General features: G+C 63.9%; 24 protein-coding genes. 14 read left to right on the top strand and 10 right to left on the bottom strand.

Annotated features, from left to right (window positions below; translation table 11 throughout):
- Nucleotide 1: 1 nt before the first annotated feature.
- The 8 genes from QM716_RS14130 (at nt 2) to QM716_RS14095 (ending at nt 9,128) form a co-directional block, all read left to right on the top strand.
- Entirely contained in the window at nt 2-1,438 is a 1,437-nt protein-coding gene (locus tag QM716_RS14130) for a GuaB1 family IMP dehydrogenase-related protein (RefSeq protein ID WP_283304695.1), read from the top strand.
- Nucleotides 1,439-1,749: 311 nt separating this feature from the next.
- On the top strand, nt 1,750-3,132 hold the full coding sequence (locus tag QM716_RS14125; protein WP_283304694.1) for a hemolysin family protein: 1,383 nt from the start codon (nt 1,750-1,752) through the stop codon (nt 3,130-3,132).
- Entirely contained in the window at nt 3,125-4,213 is a 1,089-nt protein-coding gene (locus tag QM716_RS14120) for a hemolysin family protein (protein ID WP_230815612.1), read from the top strand. The genes QM716_RS14125 and QM716_RS14120 overlap by 8 nt, the downstream gene beginning before the upstream one ends.
- Before the next feature lie 3 nt (nt 4,214-4,216).
- Nucleotides 4,217-5,092, top strand: a complete 876-nt coding sequence (locus QM716_RS14115; protein WP_283304693.1) for a 3-methyladenine DNA glycosylase — start codon at nt 4,217-4,219, stop codon at nt 5,090-5,092.
- Between the two features lie 18 nt (nt 5,093-5,110).
- A complete protein-coding gene (locus tag QM716_RS14110) occupies nt 5,111-6,412 on the top strand; it encodes a CoA transferase (RefSeq protein ID WP_283304692.1) in 1,302 nt (433 codons plus the stop codon).
- 31 nt (nt 6,413-6,443) lie between these two features.
- Nucleotides 6,444-6,920 (top strand): OsmC family protein, encoded by a 477-nt coding sequence (locus QM716_RS14105; RefSeq protein ID WP_283304691.1) that lies wholly within the window; start codon nt 6,444-6,446, stop codon nt 6,918-6,920.
- Nucleotides 6,913-7,947, top strand: coding sequence for a nucleoside hydrolase (locus QM716_RS14100; protein WP_283304690.1), 1,035 nt, complete (start codon nt 6,913-6,915; stop codon nt 7,945-7,947). Before QM716_RS14105 ends, QM716_RS14100 begins: the two co-directional genes overlap by 8 nt.
- A 233-nt stretch (nt 7,948-8,180) precedes the next feature.
- Nucleotides 8,181-9,128: a sulfite exporter TauE/SafE family protein gene (locus QM716_RS14095; RefSeq protein ID WP_283304689.1), complete on the top strand. Its 948-nt coding sequence runs from the start codon at nt 8,181-8,183 to the stop codon at nt 9,126-9,128.
- A 62-nt stretch (nt 9,129-9,190) separates the two neighbouring features.
- Here QM716_RS14095 and meaB read toward each other — a convergent pair whose 3' ends face one another.
- Genes meaB through mutA form a run of 3 tightly spaced genes read right to left on the bottom strand, consistent with a single transcriptional unit; the run spans nt 9,191 to nt 14,372 of the window.
- Complete coding sequence (gene meaB / locus QM716_RS14090) at nt 9,191-10,210, bottom strand: methylmalonyl Co-A mutase-associated GTPase MeaB (RefSeq protein ID WP_283304688.1); 1,020 nt, start codon at nt 10,208-10,210, stop codon at nt 9,191-9,193.
- Nucleotides 10,211-10,227: 17 nt separating this feature from the next.
- The gene (scpA, locus tag QM716_RS14085) at nt 10,228-12,480 is read right to left on the bottom strand and encodes a methylmalonyl-CoA mutase (RefSeq protein WP_230815605.1); all 2,253 of its coding nucleotides are present in this window, start codon (nt 12,478-12,480) and stop codon (nt 10,228-10,230) included.
- Complete coding sequence (gene mutA, locus QM716_RS14080) at nt 12,477-14,372, bottom strand: methylmalonyl-CoA mutase small subunit (protein ID WP_283304687.1); 1,896 nt, start codon at nt 14,370-14,372, stop codon at nt 12,477-12,479. Before mutA ends, scpA begins: the two co-directional genes overlap by 4 nt.
- A 436-nt stretch (nt 14,373-14,808) precedes the next feature.
- Between mutA and QM716_RS14075 the strand changes: the two genes are divergently transcribed.
- The 3 genes from QM716_RS14075 to QM716_RS14065 are packed head-to-tail and all read left to right on the top strand — an operon-like array spanning nt 14,809 to nt 16,732.
- Nucleotides 14,809-15,516, top strand: a complete 708-nt coding sequence (locus tag QM716_RS14075) for a TVP38/TMEM64 family protein (protein WP_283304839.1) — start codon at nt 14,809-14,811, stop codon at nt 15,514-15,516.
- 31 nt (nt 15,517-15,547) lie between these two features.
- On the top strand, nt 15,548-16,144 hold the full coding sequence (locus QM716_RS14070; protein WP_283304686.1) for a hypothetical protein: 597 nt from the start codon (nt 15,548-15,550) through the stop codon (nt 16,142-16,144).
- Nucleotides 16,145-16,198: 54 nt separating this feature from the next.
- Nucleotides 16,199-16,732, top strand: coding sequence for a hypothetical protein (locus QM716_RS14065; protein ID WP_095970155.1), 534 nt, complete (start codon nt 16,199-16,201; stop codon nt 16,730-16,732).
- A 33-nt stretch (nt 16,733-16,765) separates the two neighbouring features.
- Here the strand turns inward: QM716_RS14065 and QM716_RS14060 are convergent, their stop codons facing one another.
- From QM716_RS14060 to QM716_RS14050, 3 genes are read right to left on the bottom strand one after another with little or no spacing between them, the layout of a single operon-like run.
- On the bottom strand, nt 16,766-18,049 hold the full coding sequence (locus tag QM716_RS14060; RefSeq protein ID WP_283304685.1) for an SPFH domain-containing protein: 1,284 nt from the start codon (nt 18,047-18,049) through the stop codon (nt 16,766-16,768).
- Nucleotides 18,049-18,480, bottom strand: coding sequence for an NfeD family protein (locus tag QM716_RS14055; RefSeq protein ID WP_283304684.1), 432 nt, complete (start codon nt 18,478-18,480; stop codon nt 18,049-18,051). The genes QM716_RS14060 and QM716_RS14055 overlap by 1 nt, the downstream gene beginning before the upstream one ends.
- A gap of 42 nt (nt 18,481-18,522) precedes the next feature.
- Complete coding sequence (locus QM716_RS14050; RefSeq protein WP_283304683.1) at nt 18,523-19,350, bottom strand: DUF3097 domain-containing protein; 828 nt, start codon at nt 19,348-19,350, stop codon at nt 18,523-18,525.
- A gap of 67 nt (nt 19,351-19,417) precedes the next feature.
- Here QM716_RS14050 and QM716_RS14045 point away from each other — a divergent pair, with 67 nt between their 5' ends.
- Nucleotides 19,418-20,209 carry an Rv1486c family protein gene (locus tag QM716_RS14045; protein ID WP_283304682.1) on the top strand — a complete coding sequence of 264 codons (792 nt, stop codon included), beginning with the start codon at nt 19,418-19,420 and terminating at the stop codon, nt 20,207-20,209.
- Between the two features lie 140 nt (nt 20,210-20,349).
- On the opposite strand, the gene QM716_RS14040 is transcribed toward QM716_RS14045, so the two are convergent.
- Nucleotides 20,350-20,841: a hypothetical protein gene (locus tag QM716_RS14040; protein WP_283304681.1), complete on the bottom strand. Its 492-nt coding sequence runs from the start codon at nt 20,839-20,841 to the stop codon at nt 20,350-20,352.
- A gap of 77 nt (nt 20,842-20,918) precedes the next feature.
- On the opposite strand from QM716_RS14040, the gene QM716_RS14035 reads away from it, so the two are divergent.
- Together QM716_RS14035 and QM716_RS14030 are read left to right on the top strand one after the other, a co-directional pair.
- The gene (locus tag QM716_RS14035) at nt 20,919-21,260 is read left to right on the top strand and encodes a metallopeptidase family protein (protein ID WP_003944783.1); all 342 of its coding nucleotides are present in this window, start codon (nt 20,919-20,921) and stop codon (nt 21,258-21,260) included.
- Nucleotides 21,261-21,366: 106 nt separating this feature from the next.
- Nucleotides 21,367-21,975 (top strand): transcriptional regulator, encoded by a 609-nt coding sequence (locus QM716_RS14030; RefSeq protein WP_283304680.1) that lies wholly within the window; start codon nt 21,367-21,369, stop codon nt 21,973-21,975.
- Between the two features lie 11 nt (nt 21,976-21,986).
- Here the strand turns inward: QM716_RS14030 and QM716_RS14025 are convergent, their stop codons facing one another.
- The 3 genes from QM716_RS14025 to fabG1 form a co-directional block, all read right to left on the bottom strand.
- Nucleotides 21,987-23,039 carry a ferrochelatase gene (locus QM716_RS14025; protein ID WP_502942052.1) on the bottom strand — a complete coding sequence of 351 codons (1,053 nt, stop codon included), beginning with the start codon at nt 23,037-23,039 and terminating at the stop codon, nt 21,987-21,989.
- Nucleotides 23,040-23,120: 81 nt separating this feature from the next.
- Nucleotides 23,121-23,921 carry an NADH-dependent enoyl-ACP reductase InhA gene (gene inhA / locus QM716_RS14020; protein WP_283304678.1) on the bottom strand — a complete coding sequence of 267 codons (801 nt, stop codon included), beginning with the start codon at nt 23,919-23,921 and terminating at the stop codon, nt 23,121-23,123.
- A 57-nt stretch (nt 23,922-23,978) separates the two neighbouring features.
- On the bottom strand, nt 23,979-24,728 hold the full coding sequence (fabG1, locus tag QM716_RS14015; RefSeq protein ID WP_283304677.1) for a 3-oxoacyl-ACP reductase FabG1: 750 nt from the start codon (nt 24,726-24,728) through the stop codon (nt 23,979-23,981).
- Nucleotides 24,729-24,742: the final 14 nt, after the last annotated feature.

Genomic DNA, 24,742 nt, shown 5'->3' with positions numbered 1-24,742 from the left:
CGTGCAGTTCCTCGAAGGGCAACGCCCCCCATACGACCTGACCTACGACGACGTTTTTCTCGTCCCTAACCGGACAGAGGTCACCTCCCGGTTCGACGTCGATCTCACTTCTTCCGACGGATCCGGAACGACCATTCCCGTCGTCGTCGCCAATATGACCGCAGTGGCCGGCCGCCGTATGGCCGAGACAGTCGCCCGCCGCGGCGGGCTGGTCATCATTCCGCAGGACGTCCCCACCGAAGCCGTCGCCGAGACCGTGGCATTCGTCAAGAGCCGCCACCTCGTCGCCGATACGCCGGTCACCTTGAGCCCGGACGACGCCGTCTCCGACGCGCTGGCGCTTCTGCCCAAGCGCGCTCACGGCGCCGTCGTGGTGGTCGAGGACGGTAAGCCGCTCGGTGTAGTCACCGAGGCCGCCTGCGCTGACGTCGACCGGTTCACGCGTCTGCGCTCGGTCGCCATCACCGACTTCGTCACCGCCCCGGTCACCGCTACACCTCGCGAGGTGTTCGAACTCCTCGAAGCCAAGCACGATCCGCTGGCGGTCATCGTCAACGAAGACGGCACTCTTGCCGGGGTCCTCACCCGTACCGGTGCGATTCGTGCGGGAATATACGATCCCGCAGTCGACGAGCGCGGCGCACTCCGGGTTGCTGCGGCGGTGGGTGTGAACGGTGACGTGGGCGCCAAGGCAAAGGCACTCGTCGACGCCGGTGCCGACGTGATCGTCGTCGACACGGCGCACGGTCACCAGCAGAGAATGATCGATGCGCTCACCACTCTCAAGGCGCTCGACCTCGGCGTCCCGTTGGTCGCAGGCAACGTGGTGTCGGCACAGGGCGCCCGTGATCTGATCGCGGCCGGCGCGGACATCGTCAAGGTCGGAGTCGGGCCGGGCGCTATGTGCACGACGCGCATGATGACCGGCGTCGGACGCCCCCAGTTCTCGGCTGTCGCGGAATGTGCCGCAGCGGCACGTGAGCTCGGCAAGCACGTCTGGGCCGACGGCGGAGTGCGCCACCCCCGCGACGTCGCACTGGCCCTCGCAGCGGGCGCGTCGAACGTCATGATCGGCTCGTGGTTCGCCGGTACCTACGAGTCCCCCGGCGACCTCAAGGTCGATCAGGCGGGCAATGCGTACAAGGAGAGCTTCGGCATGGCGTCCAAGCGCGCCGTTGCCGCTCGCACCGCCACCGAAACGGCTTTTGATCGCGCCCGTAAGGGATTGTTCGAGGAGGGTATCTCCAGTTCGCGGATGCGTCTCGATCCCGAGCGCCCGGGAGTCGAGGACCTGATCGATCAGATCTGTTCCGGCGTGCGCAGTACCTGCACGTACGCGGGTGCGCGCTCACTCGAAGAGCTGCACGAGAAGGCAGTTCTCGGTGTTCAGTCCGCTGCCGGATTCGCCGAAGGACGGCCGCTTCCGTCAGGTTGGTGAACTGGGTTCTGTGACAGTCGGCGGGTGCTCGGGTCCCTACTCCTGGGCACCCGCCGGTATCATTGGTTCCGTAAACCAAAAATAAAACTCGGTCGGGTGCCCTTCGGCGACCCGACCGAGCCCGCTACAGCCGAGAAATCCTCGGCTCTGACGAGAGGAACCCGGTGCCCGAGGCACCCACACACTTACCCGGCGCTACACCCGTCGTTTTATCCGAGGAATCGTCTGATTCCGCCGGTTCGGAGGGCTCCTCTAGCGAGCCGGGAGACAAACCCGGCGGCCTCCGTGCACAACTCAGGTGGCGATGACACATGGACATCGTTTTCACCATTCTCAGCCTCTTCGGCTTCATCGCGCTGACTGCAGGCACCGCCCTCTTCGTGGCGGCCGAATTCTCACTGACCGCGCTCGAGCGCAGTACCGTCGACGAAGCCGCTCGCGACGGCGACCGACGCTCGCGCCAGGTTCAACACGCGCACAAGACTCTCTCGTTCCAGCTCTCCGGTGCCCAACTCGGCATCACGATCACCACACTGATCACCGGTTACCTGGCCGAGCCCGTTCTGGCGCGGTTCATCACACCGGTTGCGAAGGCCGTCGGACTCAGCGAATCCGCTGCCTCGACAACGTCTTTGATCTTGGCGCTGGTGCTCGCGACGTCGTTCTCGATGATCTTCGGCGAGCTCGTACCCAAGAACCTCGCAATCTCCAAGCCGATGCCCACCGCCCGCGCAACTGCGGGCCTGCAGGCAGGCTTCTCGTTGATCTTCAAGTGGGCCATCAACGGTCTCAACGGAACTGCAAACTGGATCGTGCGACGCCTGGGCATCGAACCCGCGGAGGAACTGCGCTCGGCGCGCTCACCGCAGGAACTCGGATCCCTCGTGCGGACGTCCGCGCAGCGCGGTTCCATCGACAAGGGCACGGCGATGCTCGTCGACCGTTCGCTGCAGTTCGGTGACCGCACCGCGGAAGAACTGATGACCCCGCGAGTGAAGATCGAATCGCTCGAACTCTCGGACACCGTGGCAGACCTGATCGTGACGGCGTCGCGGACCGGCTACTCGCGCTTCCCTGTCGTTCGCGGCGATCTGGACGACACGGTCGGCGTCGTACACATCAAGCACGCGTTCACGGTTCCCGCCGAGCGTAGGCGCACGACGCGAGTCGACAGTCTGGCTCAACGGGTTCCGGTCGTGCCGTCGAGCCTGGACGGTGACACCGTCATGGAGCGGATCCGCTCGGACGGCATGCAGGTCGCTCTGGTCGTCGACGAATACGGCGGAACTGCGGGCATCGTCACGATGGAAGACCTCATCGAGGAAATCGTCGGCGATGTGCGCGACGAACACGACGAACCGGAGCTGGACGTGCAACGCGTCGGCGACGGATGGTCGTGCTCCGGTCTCCTGCGTATCGACGAGGTCACTTCGGCTACCGGATACACCGCTCCTGAAGGCGACTACGACACCCTCGGCGGATTGGTGCTCACCGAACTGGGGCGCATCCCCGAGGAAGATGACGAAGTGGAGTTGCCCGACGTCGACTCGTCCGGGGATTCCCGCGGAAAGTGGATCGCCCGCGTGACCAGCATGGACGGCCGTCGCATCGACCGAGTGACCATCACACCGGTCCCGGCGGACGTCGAACCCGAATCCGCCGACTACGACAAGAAGGAGTCCGACGATGAATAACCTCTTCGGCGTTCTCCTCACCGTCGTGCTGCTCGCGAGCAACGCATTCTTTGTCGGCGCGGAATTCGCGCTGATCTCCGCTCGCCGTGACCGTCTCGAGGCACTGGTCGCGCAAGGCAAGAAGCGGGCACTCACAGTCATCAAGGCCGGTGAGAACCTGTCGCTGATGCTTGCGGCGGCTCAGCTGGGTATCACGATCTGCTCGATCCTCCTGGGTAAGGTCGCCGAACCTGCCATTGCGCATCTCCTCGAGGTGCCGATGGAAGCCGTCGGTCTGCCCGACGGATTGCTGCACCCGATCTCGTTCGCGATCGCGCTGTCGCTCGTCGTCGTTCTGCACATCCTGCTCGGCGAGATGGTTCCGAAGAACATCGCGTTGGCCGGCCCCGAGAAGACGGCCATGCTGCTCGTTCCTGTGCATCTGGCCTTCATCAAGATCGCTCGCCCGATCATCGCGTTCTACAACCTGTGCGCAAACGGCGTGCTGAAGCTCCTGCGCGTCGAGCCGAAGGACGAACTCGACGTCACGGTCTCAGCGGTGGAGTTGTCCGCGATGATCGGTGAATCGCGATCCGAAGGTCTGATCGACGCCGAAGAACACCGGCGGTTGAAGCAGGCTCTCGAATCGACCGATCGCACGGTGTCCGAGGTTCTGATCACTCTCGACAAGGTTCGGACCATTCCCCTCACTCCGTCGGGAACAACACTGGGTGAGATCGAGCGTGCGGTCATCGAGACCGGATACTCGCGGTACCCGGTGCGGGCGAGCGACGGATCCCTGGCTGGGTACGTGCACCTCAAGGACGTGCTCGACGAGGTTCTGGACGAAGCTGCCGGACCGGACACCGTCGTTCCGACGTCGGACATCCGCCCGCTGCCCATCGTTCCGCTCAGCACGCCGCTGGCCGAAGCGTTGGCCGGCCTTCGTCGGGCCAGCTCGCACCTCGGTGCAGTCACCGACGCCGACGGAGTGGTGATCGGTATCGTCGCGCTCGAGGATCTCCTCGAGGAGTACGTCGGCACGGTTCGCGACGGCACCCACCGCGGCACGGATGCTGTTCCCGGACAACGAAACAGCTGATCGATGACACGTTCGGTGCACTCACTCGCACTCGCGCAGAGCGAGTGGACGGCTCGGCGGGCACTCCATCTCGAGAAGGTGGAGAAGCTCGTCGAGCCGCACCGAGCGCGTCGTAGCGCCGGTATCTCTCACCCGGTGCACGACTTCCTCTTCACGTACTACAACTTCAAGCCCGCTCAACTGCGGCGCTGGCACCCCGGCTACGGAGTCGCACTCGAGAATGCCGGTGAATACGCAGCTTTCTCCGGCTACCGCGTCGATTCGGGTACCGCGACGGTCGAGGATTCAGTGTTGGAGCGTCGCCGTCACACTGTCGAATTCGTGTGGAATCTGTTAAACCGGACGTCTGCGCGGCCCGCTGCGCTGGGCTGTTTCGGCCTCCACGAATGGGCGATGGTGTACCGAGGCGGCGAGGACGCGATCCGCCACCAATCCGTGCCGTTGCGGCTCGGATTCGCGGGTACCGACGCGGTCGTCGAATCCTTGCCCCTCAAATGCACGCACTACGACGCGTTCCGGTTCTTCACACCGGACGCGGCCCCCAAGAATTCGCTCCCCCTTGCACGGGAGACTCAGGCGGATCACGAGCAGCCGGGCTGCCTGCACGCCGGTATGGACCTGTACAAGTGGTCTTTCAAGTTGTTGCCGCTCGTCGATTCGGATCTGGTGATGCGGTGCTTCGAACACGCGCTCCTGGCCCGCGAACTCGACATGCGCGCGAGCCCCTACGACCTCTCCGAGTACGGGTACTCCCCCATTCGCATCGAAACTCCCGCCGGACGCGCCGAATACGTGCGTCAGCAACAACACTTGGCGGATCGTGCTGCGCCGCTCCGCGATACGCTGGCAAAGAAGTGCCGGGAGCTTCTCGGCTACTGAACTGCCGAAAGGCGTCGCATGGATCACGGGTACCGGTTCTATCTCGACGAATACCAACGTGACGTCGGGGTGCACACCGACGACCGGCGCGGGCACATCGAATGCCCGGACTCGGCGGGCTTTCTCGCGGCACACTTGCCGGTGTTCGACCTCGCTGCGGGTTCGGTTGCGGCGTTCGCCTCTGCGATTGACCGAGCAGCCGGGCGCTGGACGCTGAATCCCGAGCGTATCGCCGCGTCCTTTGCGAGCGATCGCCTGTTCCGCACCGGAGGCGACCCGATCAACGGGTTCTCCGAGTACTCGGGATTCTTCGCCGCCCGTGACGGTTGGGTCCGCACGCACGGCAACTATCCGCACCATCGCGACCGACTGCTCACGATTCTGGAACTCGAACCTGGATCTTCCAAAGAAGCAGTGGCGCAACGTATATCCGAACTCTCTGCCATCGCGATCGAACAGCACGCAGCAGAGATCGGCGCCATCGCGGTCCGCGTTCGTACCGAGACCGAATGGCGCCTGAGTGAGCAGTGCGCAGCCGCGAGGTCTGCGCCTCTGGTATCCATCCGGGCACGTGAGGAGGGGAAACCCCGCGCACTCCCGACGCGCCCACGTGTTCTCGACCTGACCCGCGTCATCGCCGGCCCGGTCGCGACCCGTGCCCTCGCGCTGGTCGGCGCCGAAGTTCTGCGGATCGATCCCTCGGCGATCCCTGAAATCGGATGGCAGCACCTCGACAGTGGCCAGGGCAAGCGGTCGGCGCTTCTCGACCTGAAATCCGCGGAGGGAGCGACAGCGTTCCGCGAACTCCTCGAAACCGCCGACGTGCTGGTCACCGGCTACCGGCCGGGTACACTCGAAGCGCTCACCGGGCGAGATCTTCCCTCGCACCTGATCCACGGGCGTGTCAGCGCATGGGGATGGGAAGGTCCGTGGGCGGATCGGCGCGGCTTCGACAGCATCGTGCAGGCAGCGTCCGGTATCTCGTTCCTCGAGGGTGGAGAGAAACCCGGCGCCCTTCCTGCGCAGGCACTCGACCACGCGAGCGGGTACTTCCTTGCAGCAGGGATCCTCGACGCGTTGACAATGCGCTCGCACGACGGCCGTGGCCGCGCAGTCGACGTGTCGCTGGCAAGCACTTGCGCTCGTCTCCTCGATGCACCCGGCCGAACCGTCCACCCCGGCCTACCGACTGCTCCCGGTGCCGATGTGGTCGTCACCCACGGCGACGTGACCACTGCACGACCCGCGTTGGCAGAGTTCGAGGACTACCCGGAACCGGCACATTCGTGGGGATCGGATCCGGCGGAGTGGGCTCGCTGAGGGACCGGCACATTCAGGGCAAGATGGACCTGTGAAGTCACATACCTACACACTCGACCTCCAGTGGACGGGCGATCTGGGATCCGGAACGTCCAGCACACAGGCATATTCGCGCAATCATGCACTATCCGCGGTCGGGAAGCCCGAGCTTCTCGGCAGCTCCGATCCCTCGTTCCGCGGTGACGCGCAGCGGTGGAATCCCGAGGAACTGCTCGTAGCCTCGCTCGCCCAGTGCCACATGCTCTGGTACCTCGGTCTGGCAGCGGCCGCAGGGGTGGTAGTCCTCGACTACAGCGATCAGCCGGTCGGCAGCATGATCGAGGAGTCAGACGGCGGTGGGCAGTTCATCGAAGTGACCTTGAATCCGACGGTGTTGGTCGCCGACGCGTCGATGGTCGAGACGGCCGAGGATCTTCACGGCCCGGCACACACGAAGTGCTTCATCGCTCGTTCGGTGAACTTCCCGGTCCTGCACTCGCCGACGATCCTGGTGGCCACCGATGAGTGATGTGCACAAGCTCATTGTCGACGTCGACACCGGTATCGACGACTCGCTGGCACTGCTCTATCTACTCGCCAGCCCCGAGGCCGAGATTGTGGGGATAGCGAGTACCGCCGGCAACGTTCCGGTGGAACAGGTCGCGGCCAACAATCTGAACTGGCTCGCGCTCTGCGGCGCCCCGGACATCGAGGTTGCTCTCGGTGCCCGCGAGCCCCTGGTCATCGCGCTGCGCACCACCGAGGAGACTCACGGGCCACAAGGGATCGGGCATGCCGTGCTCCCCGATTCGGGCCGTGAGCTGTCGGTTCGTACCGCCACCGACCTCTGGGTGGATCTCGTCCGTGAGTACCCCGGACAGCTCACCGGACTGGTGACGGGTCCGCTCACCAATCTGGCCCTGGCGATCAGACGCGAACCCGACCTTCCCTCTTTGCTGAAACGACTGGTCGTGATGGGTGGGTCGTTCAACTATCCGGGCAACACGACGCCGACTGCGGAATGGAACGTCTCGGTTGATCCACACGCCGCCAAGGAAGTGTTCGACGCGTTCTCCGTAGTACCCGCGCACCGACGCCCGATCATCTGCGGCCTCAACGTCACCGAATCCATCGAGATGTTTCCCGAACATGTGCGTCGGCTCGCCGAAGCTGGCGGGAGCACCCCGGAAGAGATCATCTCGCCTGACGACGGCCCCGACGTCCGCAGTTCCGCGTCCAACAGCGTGATCCGGCACATGTCCGACGCGATCCGGTTCTACATGGAGTTCCATCGTGAGTACGACCAGGGATTTCTTGCTCACATGCATGACCCGTTTGCGGCTGCCGTCGCGCTCGACCCGACCCTGGCGACCCTGAAACCGGCAACGGTAGATGTCGAAACCGAGAGCCCACTCTTGATCGGAACCACTGTCGCGGACTGGGTCGGACATTGGAAACGCGAACCCAACGCGGACATCGCGGTCAGCACCGATCCGGCCGAATTCTTCGATCGACTTGTCCACCGAGTGGGAAATTACGCCCGCGCCGTGGGTTGATCGAGCGCGGCACCGGCTATGCTCGCATGGACAGAACACCAACGAACGAGAACCGAAGGACCCTGACGTGCAGATTTCCAGCCACGATGCCTCCCCGGCATTTGCGCTCGGTTTGATGGCGTTCTGGCCCACTCGTCGTAGCGCATGCTTCGATCAGGCGTGTTGCTGAGCGGCGATTTCTCGCTGCCTGCACCCCTGACTTTGTCGCTTCTTCGCTCGGAGTCTGTCTTCTCATGTTCAACCTTCTTTTGTTCACCCTTGTCGGCGTCGGCGCCCAGCTCGTCGACGGCGCTCTCGGTATGGCCTTCGGTGTCACCGCAACCACCCTGCTGATGATCGGTGGGCTCGGTCCGGCTCAGGCCAGCGCCGCAGTTCACCTGGCTGAGGTCGGCACCACCCTCGCTTCGGGTGTGTCGCATTGGAAGTTCAAGAACATCGACTGGAAGCTGGTCGCCAAGCTGGGCGTGCCCGGCGCTGTCGGTGCATTCATCGGTGCCACCGTTCTCTCGGGTCTGTCTACCGAAGCGGCAGTCCCCATCACGGCGACGATTCTGCTGGCAATCGGTATCTATGTGGCTCTTCGCTTTTCGGTCCGCCCACCGGCCGTCGCGAATGCTCGCACCACCCCGCACACCGCTCGCTTCCTGTCCCCGCTCGGCCTGTTCGGTGGTTTCATCGACGCATCCGGCGGCGGCGGTTGGGGCCCGATCACCACCAGCACACTGCTCTCCCGCGGCAAGACCGCGCCGCGCACGGTGATCGGCTCGGTCAGCGCGTCGGAGTTCCTGGTCGCGTCCGCTGCATCGCTGGGATTTCTCATCGGGCTCGGTCACGAGTCGATGGGAAACCTCCTCGTTGTTGCCGGTCTCGCTCTCGGTGGTGTGATCGCAGCACCGTTTGCGGCGTGGTTGGTCAGCCGGGTGCCCGCGACGTTGCTCGGAACGGCAGTGGGCGGCGTGATCGTCTTGACCAACGCGCAGAAGCTGTTCAAATCCTTCGACATCACCGGAGCGGTCACGGTGGCCGGATACCTCACCATCATCGCCGCCTGGGCAGCGTTGCTGTTCTACGCGTGGAAGCGGTCCACCCTCACCCCGGCCGAAGCAGAAGGTGATTTCACGGGAGTCGAACTCGCTGTCGAGACCGAACTCACCGAGCCTGCAGTCAAGCGCGAACGATAGCTCGTCACAGAAAAAAATCCCGGGTATCCGCGCTCGGATACCCGGGATTTCCTGATTCCGCCCTAGTTGCTTCCGTCGAACGCGTCGAGAATCCGACCCGCCGCCAACGCCGCCGTCAGTGAACCGTCGCGCACGCTCTGCTCGACGTCGGCCCGGATCGCACGCACCCGCTCGTTGCTGGAGAGCCCGCGCAGCAGTTGATCGTTGACCATCGTCCAGGTCCAGTCGACCTGCTGCTGTCGACGCTTCTCCTCGAACTGCCCCGCTTCGGTGAGCACCTCACGGTGCTTGGTGACAGTTCCCCAGAACTCGTCCAGACCGACACCTTCGAGGCCGCTCATCGTGATGACGGGCGGCTTCCAGATCGCGTCGTGCGGGTAGATCAGGCGCAGCGCTCCGGCCAGTTCGCGGGCTGCGCCCTTCGCTTCGCGCTCGTGCTTGCCGTCGGCCTTGTTGACCGCGACGAGATCCGCGAGTTCGAGTACACCCTTCTTGATCCCTTGCAACTGATCGCCCGTACGAGCGAGGGTCAAGAACGTGAAGCAGTCCACCATGTTCGCGACGGTGACCTCGGACTGCCCGACGCCCACCGTTTCCACGAGGATGACGTCGAAACCGGCAGCTTCGAGAAGCACGATGGTCTCGCGAGTTGCCTTCGCGACACCGCCGAGTGTGCCGGACGTCGGTGACGGACGAATATATGCGTTCTTCTCGACCGTGAGCCGAGCCATGCGCGTCTTGTCGCCGAGGATGGAGCCACCGGTGCGGGTGGACGACGGATCGACCGCCAACACCGCAACCCGATGCCCCTTCTCCAGCAAGTACATTCCGAGCGCGTCGATGAACGTCGACTTGCCGACGCCGGGAACACCGGTGATGCCGATCCGGTGTGCTCCCCCGGCCTCGGGCAGCAACTTCAGCAGAAGCTGCTGCGCAAGGGCCCGGTGGTCGTCGCGAGTGGACTCGACGAGGGTGATCGCCCGAGCGAGGCCGGCGCGCTGATTTCCACGTACCGCCTCGGCGAGAGAATCAACTGATGGCCTTGCCGCTGGCGACGGCGTGTCGATGGGCTGACGTGCCATCTTCAGTGACCCCCTTCTCAGCTGTGATCGTGACCCAGTTGGGCCGAAAGCTTCTCCAACAATCCGCTGGCGGCGTCGGCGATGACGGTGCCGGGCGGGAAGATGGCAGCAGCGCCGGCTTCGTAGAGTTCGTCGAAGTCACCGGGCGGGATGACGCCACCGACGACGATCATGATGTCGGGCCGACCGGCCGCAGCCAGAGCTTCCCGCAGCGCCGGCACCAAGGTGAGGTGACCGGCTGCCAACGACGACACACCGACTACGTGGACGTCGTTGTCGGCCGCCTGATTGGCGACCTCTTCGGGGGTCTGGAACAGCGGTCCGACGTCCACGTCGAATCCGATGTCCGCGAAGGCCGTGGAGATGACCTTCTGGCCACGGTCGTGACCGTCCTGGCCCATCTTCGCGACGAGAATACGGGGACGACGTCCCTCGTCTTCGGCGAACTTCTCGACCAGTTCCATCGCCTTGCTGATGTTGCTCACCGTTCCTGCCTCGTCGCGGTACACACCACTGATGGTGCGGATCTCGGCCTGGTGGCGTCCGTACACCTTTTCGAGGGCGTCGGAAATCTCGCCGACGGTAGCCATCGCGCGGGCGGCGACGACAGCGAGGGCGAGGAGGTTGTTCTCCATGCCGCCTTCGGTGGATGCTGCTGCGCGCGTGAGGTTCGCGAGTGCGGCCTCGACGGCTTCCGGATCACGTTCTGCGCGAAGGCGAACCAGCTTCTCGAGCTGTTCCTTGCGCACTTTGGAGTTCTCGACCTTGAGAACTTCGATGGTGTCGACCTCGTCGGGAACGTACTTGTTGACGCCGACGAGCGGCTGCCGACCGGAGTCGATGCGTGCCTGGGTGCGGGCGGCAGCTTCCTCGATGCGTAGCTTCGGGATGCCCTCGTTGATGGCCTGAGCCATTCCGCCGGCTTCCTCGACCTCTTCGATGTGCTTACGAGCCCGGTTGGCGAGTTCGTTGGTGAGCCACTCGACGTAGTACGAGCCGCCCCACGGGTCGATCGGGCGAACGGTGCCGGACTCCTGCTGCAGCAGCAACTGGGTATTGCGGGCGATACGCGCGGAGAAGTCCGTCGGCAGAGCGATGGCTTCGTCGAGAGCGTTGGTGTGCAGCGACTGGGTGTGTCCCTGGGTGGCAGCCATGGCTTCGACGCAGGTACGCGGAACGTTGTTGAAGACGTCCTGCGCGGTGAGCGACCAGCCCGAGGTCTGCGAGTGGGTGCGCAGCGACAGAGACTTGGCGCTCTTGGGGTCGAACTTGGCAACCAGCTCGGCCCACAGGAGGCGTCCGGCACGGAGCTTGGCGACCTCCATGAAGAAGTTCATGCCGATGGCCCAGAAGAAGGACAGGCGAGGCGCGAACTTGTCGATGTCCATCCCGGCGTCGAGGCCGGCGCGGATGTACTCGACTCCGTCGGCGAGGGTGTATGCCAGTTCCAGATCGGCCGTCGCTCCGGCTTCCTGGATGTGGTAGCCCGAGATGGAGATGGAGTTGTACTTCGGCATTTCCGCGCTGGAGTACGCGAAGATGTCCGAGATGATCCGCATCGAGGGCTTGGGCGGATAGATGTAGGTGTTACGAACCATGAACTCTTTGAGGATGTCGTTCTGGATCGTTCCGGCCAGCTTGTCCGGAGTGACACCCTGCTCGCCTGCCGCTGCGACGTACAGCGCGAGGATCGGCAACACGGCACCGTTCATCGTCATCGAGACCGACACCTGCGAGAGATCGATTCCGTCGAAGAGCTGACGCATGTCGAGGATGGAATCGATTGCGACACCAGCCATTCCGACGTCACCGGCGACGCGCGGGTGATCGGAGTCGTAGCCGCGGTGCGTGGCGAGGTCGAAAGCGACCGACAGGCCCTTCTGACCGGCCGCGAGGTTACGACGGTAGAACGCGTTGGACTCGGCGGCAGTGGAGAAGCCGGCGTACTGGCGAATGGTCCACGGCTGGTTCACGTACATGGTCGGGTATGGACCGCGCAGGAACGGAGCAGCACCCGGGAAGCTGTCCAGCGGGTAACCGGACTCGGTGGCGGCCGTGCGGTCGGCACCGGTGTACACCGGCTTGACGTCGATGCCTTCCGGGGTGGACCAGACAACCTGCTCGGCGGCGTAGTTGTTGGCGTTGGCGCCCTCTTCGATGAGCGCCTGTGCCTGCTCGACCGACGGCGGTGTGGGTGCCGGAGACTGCGGGTCCTCGAGTGGGACCTCGGCGAAACTGCCGATCACGTGCTTGACCTCTCGTGTCGTCACTTGGAGCTTCCCGTCTCGATGAAGTCGAGCAGTTCGGTCAGAGCCGACACTGCGTCGATGCGGGCGGTGAGGAATCCGTCCGGGCGAGAATCGCCGGTCACGTCTGCGACTGCCTTTTCCGGGCCGGCCAGCAGCACCTTGGTGATACCGGCGGCGCGAAGTTCGGCGACGGCTGCTGCGGCACTCTCGCCGTAACGCTTGTCCGTGCCACACAGCACGGCGACGGTGGCACCGGAAGCCTTGACGGCAGCGGAGATAGCCTCGGCGCCCACCTCGAGCGGGCCGGGGTTGATTGCGTCGATGCCGCCCGAAGCGAGCAGGTTGGACGCAAACGTGGTGCGCACGTTGTGTTCTGCGACCGAGCCCAGCGGCGCGAGAAGCGCAGCGGGACGGGCGCCGCCGGCGGCGAGGAACGCATCCGAACGGTCGCGAAGCGCTTCGAACGCAGCTGCGTAGCGGGCGACGGCCTGACCGGGCTCGACTGCTTCGGCGGACAGTGGTGTTTCACCGAGGTTCGGGAACTCGTTGATACCGGTGACCGTGGTCTTGCGGTGTGCGATGTCGGAGTCGCGCTTGGCTTTGGTGGCAGCGATGCGACCGGAGACGATTCCCGCCTCGAGTGCAGCAAGATATCCACCGGCTGCTTCGATTTCCTGGAAGAACTCCCACGCGGTGGCGGCGATCTGCTGTGTCAGGTCTTCGACGTACCAGGATCCGGCCGACGGATCGAGGACACGGCCCAGATGCGACTCTTCGAGCAGCAGCAACTGTGTGTTGCGGGCGATGCGTGAGGAGAACGACTTGCTGACGCCGAGGGTGCCGTCGGCAAGCGCGACGTCGAACGGAAGAACCGTCACCGCGTCTGCTCCACCGACACCGGCACCGAACGCGGCGAGGGTGGTGCGCAGCATGTTCACCCAGGGATCACGCTGAGCCATCATCGCGGCGGAGGTGACCGCATGCTGGGGCGCTCCACCGAAATCGGAAGCTCCGCAGACCTGGGCGATGCGTGCCCACACGAGACGTGCGGCACGGAACTTCGCGATGGTCTGGAACTGATCGTCGGTTGCCGAGTAGCGGAAAGCCAACTGCGACAACGCAGCACCGATGGTCAGGCCGCTCTCGGCGGTGAGTGCGCGGAGGTATTCGAGGCCGGCGGCAATCGCGGCTCCGAGTTCTTCGGCATCCCCGGCACCGGCGTTGTGGAACGCCGTGCCGTCGACGGTGATCGCGTGCACAGTTTCCGCGCGAGCTGCAGCGAGGGCGGACAACTCGACGGCGTCGGCAAGCGCGACGTCGGCTGAGCCGGAAAACGAACTGGTCAGCGGAGCGGCACCGAGGTCGATGCGGATACCGGCGCGATCGCTGACGCCGTCACCGGCCTCGGCACGCGCGTCGAGGAGCGAGAAGAGTCCGCGGGCTGCATCGCCGGCCTCCGCACCTGCGTCGAGCGTCAGCGGCGCGAGATCGAGAAGCACGCCGTCGAGCGCAGCGGCGAGGTCGGTGACCGGAACCCCGCCCCTGCCCACCTTCAACCAGAGTGCGCTGACGCCGTTTTCGAGGGCGTCCAGGACGCTGCGATTCGTCTCGACTGCGGAGGCGGTTCCGACTGCAGCGGAGACCAACCAACCGGCATTGACGTCACGGTGAGCATCGACACCCCGCACGTACGGGAACGTGCCCGGCAGGGCCTGCTCAGGACGCTCGTCGCGTGGGCTGTAGAGCGGTGCGACAGTGACGCCGTCGTAGGTGACGGTTTCGAGCAGTTTCTGCGGCTCGGGGCCCAGTTCTGCCGCATCGACTCTGCGGGACTTGGCGAGCACACCGGCTACGGAGCGCTGCCACTCCGCGTATGCCTGCTCGACAGCCTCGGCTTCTGAAGCTAATGACACTGTGTCCGCTCCCTCTCATTTTTAGCGTGAGCGCTGTACCGATAATCGGAATTGTTCGTTAGTTCTGTGATGCTAACCCGCGTCTGAGCTCAGATATCGTGAGGATCACGTCAGGTTCTTCACAGTGCCGTTGACGACGCCGTTCACGAGCACTTCCCGACCGGTCCGCCGGCGTGTGTGTTCAGTGATTCGGACACGTGCAACTGGTCCTTACCTAGCGATTGTTCAGCATGTATGCGAGTTACTCGCGAGTTCGTTTCACTGGCCGGGACTGCAGGTGCGCACCACCTCGAAAGCGTAGTGGTTTTCGTCACAGCGCTGCTTTCATTGTCGCCTGGAGCACGTGAATTTCCAGCATTCGGGATGGTCTCCGGCACATCGTTTCCAGCGTGCGGTCGGCTCGGTTCACCGTTCGCAGGTAGCCTTGTGACCTGTGATGGGACGCCTGCTGGACCGAAGATTGATCGCAATAGTCCTGGTAGTGCTCGCTTTGTTCCTCGCAGCCCTCCTCGCCCCACATCCCACCGTGTCTCAGGTGCGCGAGTGGGCGGACTCGGTTGGCCCGGCGTTTCCCCTCATGTTCTTCCTGGTTCATTCGATAGTCACCGTCGCGCCGTTCCCGCGCACCGTCTTCACCCTCAGCGCGGGCGTTCTCTTCGGTTCGGTGACCGGCATCGCTCTTACCGTGGCGGCAACGACTGTGAGCGCTGTTCTGGCCCTCTACCTGGTTCGCACCATCGGCCGCGACGTCGTCTGGCAACGGATTTCGAGTCCGACGATCCGGCGGGTGGACGAGCGGATCGAGAAGCGGGGGTGGCTGGCCGTCGGCTCGCTGCGCTTGATCGCGTTCGTCCCCTTCTCGGTGGTGAACTACTGCTGCGGCATTTCGTCGATCCGGATCGTGCCCTACGTCCTTGCCACCGTTGTCGGCATTTTGCCTGGCACCGTGGGGATCGTCGTTCTAGGTGATGCACTCTCCGGCGAAGCCGACCCTCGTCTCCTGATCCTGTCGGGGATCTGCATTGCGATCGGCATCGCCGGTCTGGTGTTCGACGCTCGCCGCCAACCTCCGCTGCGCGAAACCACCGCTGACAATAGTCAACCTCAAGGGATTGATTTGATTGAGTCAACCCAAAACGATTGACTATTAAAAGTCAACTACATAGCATTGACTGATGTTCGTACTGACAGTGGATCAGCGAGGTAGCCGACGGGACGTCGATCGCGTCGGGGAGATTCTTGGTGCGCTGTCCAGCTACCAACTCCTTCGACCGTTCGAGCGCACTGCAGGCGACGAGATTCAAGCGGTCACCGACGACCCGGCGCCGCTCGTCCTCGTCGCACTGGAGCTGATTCGGCGCGAACACTGGAGTGTCGGGATCGGGATCGGCCCAGTCGAGCACCCCCTCCCCCGGCAGACTCGCGCCGGACGCGGGCCGGCGTTCGAAGCTGCGCGGGTCGCCGTCGAGCGCGCCAAGCGAGCGCCGGCCAAAATAGCCGTCGAGCAGGCACCGGCCGACAGATCACGCAACGAACTTGCCGCAGACGTCGATGCCGCGTTCACCTTGCTCGGCACGATTGTCACGAGACAGACGAAGGACGGGCGCGAAGCCATCGCTCTGATGGACAGCGGACTCACTCAGGTCAGCGCGGCCGCCCAACTCGGAATCACCAAGCAGGCCATGTCCAAGAGACTCCTGACCGCCGGGTGGCACGCAGAACTCGCCGGGCGCAGACTCGCAGAACGGCTTTTGGTCAGACTCCAGCCCTAGACTGCTCACGCTCGCACCAGTACAACTCGTCGACACAGCAGGGGGCTTGGATACATGGTCGTTCTGGCGTTGATCGCACTCGCAGTCGCCGCCGCCGCACCAGCAGTGGCAGCGGCGCTGGGACCGCTCAGTCGTGGTCGACTGGAAGTGCCCGAATGGGCGTCGTCCGTGGTGGCTCTTCCAGCGCTCGGTGTTGCCGCGCTCGCATCGACCCGAACAAGCCCGGTCACCGGCTTTGCACTCGGGGCGACTCTCGTCCTGTGCGTACTTGCCGCCGCCACGGCCGGTGCACCGTTGGTGCTCGCCACCTTCAAGATCGCTCGTCGCCAACCGGACGGGAGCCCGGCACCAGATGCGGGACCTCTTCGCGGCGGACGTGTGATCGGGATACTCGAGCGGCTCGCGGTGGCGGCGTCTATTCTCGCGACCTGGCCGGAAGGCATCGCGATCGTCTTGGCAGTCAAGGGACTCGCACGGTACCCGGAACTTCGCGAACCGCACGCGTCGGAGCAGTTCATCATGGGAACCTTCGTCAGCGTCCTCTGGGCGATCGCTGTATGTGGAACGGGACGGGCACTCATCACATAGGTGATGAGTGCCCGTCCCGATTACCAGAAGAACCTACTGGCGCTGGCCGCCCTCCGGCGGCTGACCCTGATATGGGTACTTCTGCTGGAATTCTTCACGCTCGGACGGCAGCGGTAGCTGACCGGGCCAAGGATTTTCACCCTGCTGCGGCAGCGCGGGATCTACGAATCCAGGCTGATCGGGCGCACTTTCACGGCGGTGCCTGACCGCAGCTGCCGGGTCTTCGACGGGTGTACGCGCAGCAACTTCAGCGGCGCGAACTGCTTCCGCGATGGCCGGGTCGGATTTTGTCTCGAACCACTCTGCTACCTCAGCTGAATCATCCTCAGGTTTGGGAAGATTCTCTTCGGCGGCCGGCGGCTCGTAACGGAAAACACCGTCCTGCCCCTGCGCGCCAAGTGTTTTCGCAAATCCCTTCAGTGCGTCACCGAAGTCGCTGGGTACGAGCCACACCTTGTTTGCATCGCCCTGAGCCATCTGCGGCAACGTCTGAAGGTACTGGTATGCAAGCAATTCCGGAGTCGGTTTGCCGGACTTGATGGCGGCGAAGACCTTCTCGATGGCCTTGGCCTCGCCTTGGGCCTGCAAGTACTTGGCCGCGCGGTCACCTTGAGCGCGAAGGATCTGAGACTGACGCTCACCCTCGGCGTTCAGGATCGAGGCCTGCTTGTTGCCCTCGGCAGAAAGAATCTGACTCTGCTTTGCGCCCTCGGCGGTCTTGATGGCGGACTCACGGTGACCTTCAGCCGTCAAAATCATGGCGCGCTTTTCACGGTCCGCCTTCATCTGCTTCTCCATCGACTCCTGGATCGAGGGCGGCGGATCGATACTCTTGAGCTCGACACGGGCCACTCGCAGGCCCCAGCGACCGGTCGCCTCGTCCAGGACACCGCGAAGCTGACCGTTGATGGAATCACGCGAGGTCAGCGTCTCTTCGAGGGTCATACCGCCGACGACATTTCGCAGCGTCGTAGTTGCCAACTGCTCGACGGCAGCGATGTAGTTGCTGATCTCGTACACCGCAGCTTGCGGATTGGTGACCTGGAAGTACACCACCGTGTCGATGGACAGTGTCAGGTTGTCCTGGGTGATCACCGGTTGCGGCGGGAAGGAGACCACCCGCTCGCGAAGATCCACCTTGGCGCGCACGCGATCGGCGAACGGGATCAAGAACGTGAGCTGACCGGACACCGTCTTCGAATATCTGCCGAGCCGTTCGATGACCGCGGCTTCTGCCTGCGGTACCAGTGCCACCGACTTCGCGACCACCAAGATCACGAATAGCACCAACACACCGAGCACTATGAGTGCTGCCATTAAGGTCCCCTCCAGACGACTGCTGTTGCGCCGTTGATTTCCATCACCGTCACCTTGGTGCCCGGCGGGTACACCTCGGTGGTGTCGTACGGCCTGGCACTCCACACCTCGCCGTTCAACTTGACCTGCCCGGAATGCTCGCCCACTTCTTCCAGAACCAGAGCGTGCTTACCTTCGAGTGCCTGAATTCCGGTCGGGGTCGGCGGCGGACTACCGAAGCGACGCAACATGATCGGTCGCACACCCAGGACGAGGGCGGCGGAGAAAACTCCGAACATGACGGCGTCGACCCACACCGGGAAGTCGGTGACAGCACTGACACCGGCAGTAGCGAGTGCCCCACCGGCGAGCATCAACAGGAAGAAATCCCCCACCAACGCCTCGGCCCCGGCGAGCACAAGTGCTCCGATCAGCCAAATAAGTGCAGCCACAACACCATCTAACCAGAATGTGTGACCCAGGCCGCCGCTACGTCAGTTCGGCTCGGTAACGAAATCGACAAGTTGTTCGACGGCGCCGATCAACGGAGGTTCCAGATCGCGGAAGCTCTCCACCGAGTTGTAGACCCGTCGCCAGCCCTCCTGAGGGGTCCCCCAACCCAATGCGCGGCAGATTCCCGTCTTCCAATCCTCGCCGCGCGGAATCTTCGGCCAGGCTGCGATACCGACGGATTTGGGGCGCACTGCCTCCCAGACGTCGATGTACGGGTGACCGGTCACCAGCACGTTCGGGCCGAGGCCCTGAGTCAGTTGGGTTTCCTTGGAACCGGTGACCAGGTGGTCGACCAGGACCCCGACGCGGCGGCCGGGACCTGGACCGAATTCGGCAAGCCGCTCCCCCAGATTGTCGAGTCCTTCGAGATGTTCGACGACAACACCTTCAACGCGAAGGTCGTGACCCCACACTCGCTCGACGAGGGCGGCGTCGTGCACTCCCTCCACCCAGATCCGGCTGGGCAGCGCCGTCCGGGCACGCAAGCCTTCGACTCGCGTCGAACCCGAAGCCGACCGTGCGGGCTTGGTGGACGCGGGCTTGGGCGCGGGCCGGACGAGGGTGACCGGTGAGCCGTCGATGAGGAAAGCCGCCTCGCGCATCGCGAACAACCGCGTCCGGGAGCGCCCGTCCTCGAGCCGCACGAAATCGCCGTCGTACGTGCGCTCGAAACTGACTACCGCCCCGCAGAATCCCGTCGCCGCATCCTCGACGACTAGATCGCGTTCGGCCGCCACTTCGGGCGTCACGCGCTTCTGTTTACGGGTATGACCCGCAAAAATGTCACCGTATCCGTTGCCACCGCTCACGCCGGATCACGCTAGGTCACAACGCCGGGGCCGCGCATGTCGCCACGCCGAACTAAACTTCACGGTCATGAGTTCTCCCAGCGCAACCCTCACCGTGTGGGCAGCGTCATGGCTCGCCGGCGACGCTGCGCCGGACGACGTCATCGACGCCCTTGCCGCGTGGGCACCGATGCACCTGATCGGGGCCGCCGATGCGGAAACCGCAGTCCGCCACGATCTCGAGTGGCCAGGAGTTACGGCATCCGGTGTCTCCACGCTGCTGAGAATCGCACGCTCGGAGGCTGCCGAAGTCCGCCTGGTCCTTCCCACGGCCGGCGACGTTCGAGGCCTGCCCACAGGGACTGAGTTCGCCCGCGCTGCGATCACAGCGGGTGAAGGGATACAAATCGGCGCCGTCGGCAAACCGGGAGTCGGCCTCGTGCCGTCGAAGGAAGGCCCCGACGTCTTGCGGTGGACGGTCTTCTCCATCCCGACTGTGGCGGGCAGCGCCGAAACGATCGGACTCCGCGAAGCCGAATACGAACTGCGCCAAGCTGTTCGGGATGCAGCGGAGATCCTCGGCGGGCTTCCGACCGTTGCCACGGGAATGCCCGGAAGCGACGCGCGCACTCTGGTCGCCGAAGCACTGCAGGCGCAGGCCGACTACCGCTGGCCGTCGACGCTGTCACCGCGGCATCTGCAGGTGATCGACACCGCCGACAACGTAGCGGCGATTCTTGCCGTCGCCGCGTCGGCCGGGACCAATCAGGCACCGAGTGTATCCACCGCGCAGACGCGTGAAGACCTGCTGCGACGACTGTGGGACGTCGTCCGCATCGCCCGTGTTGCTTCGGCCAACAGCGTGTCGATCAGAGCTTGAGCACGAAGTTCCGGCGTTCTCGGCAAACCCGCTCCCCCCAGAGCCGGACGGACGCACCGATAGATTGATTGAGGTATTTAGGGACTTAATACCTACCGCCTGTTGTTCAATAGCTATTTTCAGGAAAACAGTTTGCCTGGTCAACGCACAGACTTGTGATTGATCGCGATGTGGCGGTCGATTCGAATATGTTCGTCCAGCGTCGGGTAGCGCAGGCCGGTGTCCTGGCTGTACCCCTGACGGCGCAACCAATCCAGGACATCTCCCCAGAACCAGATCCCACCGGCCACCGAGTTGTACGGAATCGGGAACGGAGTAGCGGCCTGCCGGACCCCTCGCACCCACTGTCCGACAGCTTGCCGAGTCACGCCCGCGCGGTCGGCAATGTCCTGGCGTGACACCAAATCGGGATGTGTCCGTTGTGGGCGCACACCCGCGGTCACCAACTGATCGACCACGGTGATAGCCGTCGTCGCTGCGCGCATGCCCTCCGAGGTGAGCGTCAGCAACTGCAACCCACGTCGATCCTCGACTCTTCCGCCCAAGCTCTCTTCGATCGCCTGCTCTTGCGAGACTGTCAGCATCTGAACGATGAATGTGAATTCGTAACGGTGATAGAGGTCTTCGGCCACGCCATAAACATAGCCGTAAGCTGCACTGTTTCCACATGGACACACCCGAATCCCACCCTCGAACGCACAATGGGCAGATGATCGACGTGGACGACAGTCAGTTCGAGGACATGGTCAAACGGGCGCTCGACAGTCTGCCGCCGAAATTGGGTGCGGAGATGGCCAATGTCGCGGTGACGGTTCAACTCGAAGGGGGACGACCGGGGCTACTCGGCCTGTACCAGGGCATCCCACTGACCAAGAGAACCACCACATACGCCGGTGTCCTCCCGGACCGCATCACGATCTACCGCAGGGCTATCTGTGCGATCTGCAGCACCGAAGACGAGGTGATCGAGCAGGTTCGCCGAACCGTGATCCACGAGATCGGCCACCACTTCGGGATCGGGGATCCCCGGTTGCGCGAACTCGGATGGTGACAACCAACTCATCTACAAGTCGGAAATCAGCTAGAGGTTGATAATCGGCGAATTGTCATGTCAGCTGTACCAAGCCCGCAACAATTGAACACTTACAGGAGTTCGCATGGTCAATTTGATCCAGATCGCCCCGAAGAATGCCCCGACGTTTGCGATGAGCCGACAGAAGGCTGCCGAACTGTTGGGCATCTCGGTCGACAGCGTCGCGTTTCTCCTCAAGTCCCGCTATCTCCCGGATCTGGACGCCGGCCGCTTGATCTCGATGGCCAACCAACCATGGTTGTACTCGGACGGCGACTTTCCCGTCCTTCAGCAAGGCGCATCCGAACTTGCACCGAAGAAGATGCTGCCGGCCCGTAAGTACATCGGCGAGAGCGCAATTCACTCCGATGCCGAATGCGTGGAAGCCAACCAGGGGCAGTGGGCCGGATTCAACGTCGACCACGTGTTGAGCGCCCGCTTCCTGCCAGTGACGCTGCGCAAGTTTCCGGTGTCGGTTCTGCAGATCCACGACGTCAACGACGACGACGAGGAACGAGTCTCGTTTGTCGCGACCCTCGCCGGGCGAGTCCGCGAACTGGGAGCGCCGACGCTCAACTACATCGACCCGTCACTGAGCCCGGAAGACCGACAGATCGTCGAGACGCTCCTCACCTCGCGCAGCACGTCCACCGTTCCGGGGCCCTGCGGAAAGCTCAAGCAGCCGAACACCTGAGCGTCGGGCCGTCAGCGGGGGCGCTGAACGGCCGCGCAGCAGTTCACTGCGCAGGAGAGTCCGTTGGTGGTCGAGCCGAGCAGCGGCTCGACCCCCAGTCGCAGTGGTTGCTCGGCCTCGGCCAGTTCCTGGACGAGCGTGGGCACCAGTTGCGCAAAACGCTGATCGCGGCCGGGTGTCGCTGCGCGAACGAAATCCATCCCGAGTTCGGCTGCCTTGTCCTTGGCCTCGGTGTCCAGGTCCCACACCACTTCGAGGTGATCGGAGACGAAGCCGACGGGGCACACGATCACGGCGCGAACGTCCTTGGCGGACAACGTGTCCAGATGATCACAGATGTCAGGGTCCAGCCACGGAACCTGTGGCGGGCCTGATCGTGACTGCCACACCAGATCAAAATCTTCGACGCCGACGGCTTCGGCAACAAGCTTCGCAGCCTCGGCAACCTGTCGGCTGTACAGGTTTCCGCCCTCCGTCGGCGGACCCGCATTGCGGTCCGCGGCAATCGGTACCGAATGCGCCGTGAACACCAGGCGCGCGGCATCGCGAGTCGATTCGGGCAACTCTGCGCGGGCAGCTCGGACCCCGTCGGCGAATGCGCCGACGACCAGCGGATGGTCGTAATACTGGCGAAGTTTTGTCAGCGTCGGTGCGCCGTCACCGACCGCCTCACGGGCACGAGCGATGTCCTCGTGGTACTGCCGACACCCGGAGTAACCGCCCCATGCCGACGTGGCGAACACGGCGGCGTTGCGGACACCGTCCTCGCGCATCTTGGCAACGGTGTCTTCGACCATCGGGTGCCAGTTGCGGTTGCCGAAGTACACGGGCAACTCCATGCCGGCTGCTGCCAGCTCACCTTCGACCCGGTCGATCAGGTCTCGGTTGAGCGCGTTGATCGGTGAAACCCCACCGAAATGCATGTAGTGCTCGACGACGGCGTCAAGCCGTTCCGGTGGCACTCCCCTACCGCGCGTGACGTTTTCGAGGAAGGGTCGTACGTCTTCGGGTTTTTCGGGACCGCCGAACGACAAAACGAGAAGAGCATCGAACTGCATGTCCATACTTGCGGTCATGAGTTCAATCTTGCGCGATGCCGTTCGGCGGGGGTCACCCGGGTACTCACCTGCGTAGTAGAAGTGGTGCTACTGGCCGACCATCGCGTGGAAGCCGCCGTCGACGTAGATGATCGACGCGGTCGTGCCGGGCAACCAATCCGAGAGGACGGTGCAGACGGTCTTGGCGACCGGCTCGCGATCGTCGACGTCCCAGCCGATGGGCGCAGCGCCGTCCCATGCGGTGTTCAGTTTGTCCAACTCCGCGCCCGGACCGGTGCTGTCACCGGCAATGGCCTTGGCAGCCAGGGTCTTGATCGGGCCGGAGGACACCAGGTTCGAGCGGATGCCACGAACGCCGACCTCTTTGGCGACGTAGCGGTTCACGGCCTCGAGCGTCGCCTTGGAGACACCCATCCAGTTGTAGAACGGCATAGCGCGCGCCGGATCGAAGTCCATACCGACGATGGACGCGTTGTCGTTGAGCACCGGCAGCAACGCCTTGGCCAGTGCGCTGTACGAGTATGCGGACACCTCGAGTGCGACCGCCACGTCTTCCCACGGCGCGTCCATGAACGGGCTTCCCAGGCAGGAACGGGGAGCAAAGCCGATCGAATGGACGACGCCGTCGATACCCTCGGGAGCCAGCTCGCGAACACGCTCGGCGAGAGATGCGAGATCCTCCGAGCTCTGGACGTTGAGCGAGATTGCCGGCGGCACGGGCTGCGGCAGGCGCTGGGCGATTCGGTCGATGAGGCGCAGACGATCGAACCCGGTGATGAGCACCTTCGCGCCCTGCTCCTGCGCGACTTTGGCCACGTGGAACGCGATCGACGAATCGGTGATGATGCCGGTGACAAGAATGGTCTTACCCTCGAGCAAACCGCCCATGAGATGTCCTCCTGATTTCAGACGTACGAGAAAGGTGTGCGTGTTCGAAAAAGCGGGTCAGTGCCCCATACCGAGTCCGCCGTCGACGGGGATGACCGCACCCGAGACGTATGCCGAATCGTCCGAGGCGAGGAAACTGACAACTGCTGCAACATCTTCCGGCTTTCCGGTCCGCTGCAACGGGATGAACTCGGTGGCCTTGTCCTTGACGGCGTCGCCCAGGGCGGCCGTCATGTCGGTCTCGATGAATCCGGGAGCGACCACGTTGGCGGTGATCGAGCGCGAGCCGAGTTCCCTTGTCAGGGAACGAGCGATACCGACGATGCCCGCCTTGGACGCGGCGTAGTTGACCTGGCCGGCTTGTCCTGCCAGACCCACCACCGAGCCGAGGAAGATGAACCGTCCGAAACGCGCGCGCAGCATCGAACGGGTGGCACGCTTGGAGAGGCGGAAGGTTCCGGTCAGATTCGCGTCGACGACGCTCGTGAACTGCTCTTCGCTCATCCGCATGATCAGGGTGTCGTCGGTGACGCCGGCATTGGCGACGATGACCTCGACCGGGCCCTGGTGCGCCTCGACCTCTTTGAACGCCCGGTCGATCGACTCGGTGTCGGTGACGTCGCAGACAACGCCGAACAAACCTTCAGGTACACCGGAACCGCGATGCGTGACGGCTACCTTGTGACCGTCTGCAGCGAGTCGCTGAGCGACGGCCAAGCCGATTCCGCGGTTGCCGCCGGTGACGAGCACCGAGCGCGGTGTGGTGACGGTCCGTTCGGAAACCACTGTCGTGGGAGGGGTAGACATGGCGATCAACCTAT

This window comes from Rhodococcus sp. IEGM 1409 (assembly GCF_030056735.1).
Lineage (GTDB): Bacteria > Actinomycetota > Actinomycetes > Mycobacteriales > Mycobacteriaceae > Rhodococcus_F.
This window is presented reverse-complemented; position numbering and strand designations above follow the sequence as displayed.